The 1,854-nt window shown below is 56.5% G+C and carries 1 pseudogene; it reads left to right on the forward strand.

The features are described 5' to 3' along the window. Positions 1–1,854: pseudogene (locus AC2A06_RS18480) on the forward strand (autotransporter outer membrane beta-barrel domain-containing protein); the annotation flags it as partial.

The raw sequence follows: 1,854 nt of genomic DNA on the forward strand, positions 1-1,854 counted from the left end.
GACCTGACTAATGGCTCTAGCCTGACTATTGACGGCAACACGGTGCTGGACAATGCCGCCACGGTGAATGTGGCGGATATCGGCAGTGATTTGAACATCACCACCACCGGGGCGTTTACCTTCAATAATGCGCTGACCGGGTTGGGGGATGTCAATGTTGATACTAACCAGACGGTATTTAATTTTGGTACCACGGTAGGCAATGCGTTTGCGGGTACGGTGAATTTACAAAATACCTTGTTTGCCCTCTCCGGTGATAACACCAGCGCGTTAACCTTGGCGACGCTGGATCTGGGCACCAACAGTCATGCGACAGTTGGCAGCAACGGGGTGACTACCACCGAATCTGTCGGCAATGTAAACCTGAATGGCGGCACCCTGACGTTTTATGCCGGTATTCCCGGCCAGCAGGCGGATGGGATCATCGCTACTGACAGCTTGACTGCCAATGGCGGGGTGGTGAATGTGTTGGGCAATGTTGCCATTGATAACACCCCACCCAATGGTTCACTGCTGAATCAAATTTCGGCCTCCAATGGCATTCAACTGGTGAGTGCCCAGAGCGCTTCGGGGGCCAGTCAGTTAACCTTGCTGATTAACAGTAATGCGGCAGGGCAAGGGACCTCGAGCCAAATTGACCAGGGCGGTGTCCATGTTGCCAACGGGATTTATGATTATGGCTTGAGCAACAGTGGCCGTAATGGGGCGGGCCTGTATATGAATTACGCCCTCACCGCCCTTGAGTTGCTGGGTAATGGTGTAGATGCGCTGGTGATTGCCACCGATGGGCTGGCGGGGTCTAACAACACCCTGTCGGTGAATATCTTTGGTACCGGTGATCTGGTGCTGGCGGGTGCCCTGGCACCGTTAACGATTTCCAACAGCACCAACAGCTATAGCGGCACCACCACCATCAGCGCAGGCTCGGTGTCGCTGGGGGCCAGTGGGGCGCTGGGCAGTACCACCGTACTGACAGTGAACAGCGGCAGCAGCTTGAACCTCAATAACTACAACCAACAGGTGGGAAGTACCACCAATGAGGGCACCGTGCTGTTAGGCAGCGGTGTGCTGACCAGTGGGCTATTCACCAACAACGGCAGCATTAACCTGGGGACCGGCACGCTAGCCCTCACTGCGGGGGGCACCTCCAGCGCGACCGATGGGTTAACCGGCGCGGGTTTGTTACAGCTACAAGCCGGCACCTTTACCGTCAGCGCCGCCAACAGTGGGTTAACCGCCGATACCGACATTGACAGCGGCGCGACGCTGGTGCTGAACAATGCCGGGACCCTGGGCAGCAGTGAGGTGAATGTCGACGGTAACCTCAATTTCGCCCGCGATGGCAGCTTTGCCAACCCACTCAGCGGTGCGGGCACCATCAATACCCTGGCGGATGTGCAACTGACCGGTGATAACAGTGCGTTTAGCGGTGCCCAGGTGATTGGGGCAGACAGTCGTTTAACCGTCACTGATGCCAATAATCTGGGGGCCGCCACCGCCACCGTGGATTTGACTACCGACAGTTCGGTGCTGAATTTCAGTGGTGTGACGGAGGATGTGGCTAATGCACTCACTGGGGTGGCAGACTCCACGGTGACCCTCAGCAACGGGGCCGATATGTCCCTGTCCGCCGATAACAACAATTTTTATGGTTTGTTTGATCTGGTGGACGGCAGCACCCTGACGGTGACGCAGGCACCACAATTGGGCAATGGTGTAGTCGCCATCGCCAGTGGCAGTAATTTGCTGTTTAGCGCCTATGCCAATGGGGTACTGAGCGCCTTGAACAACGCCCTCAGTGGGGCGGGCACCTGGACGCTGGATGCCAGCCATATCAATCTGAGCAATAGCAGT

This window comes from Serratia sp. HNCC26DJ244, from assembly GCF_057180565.1.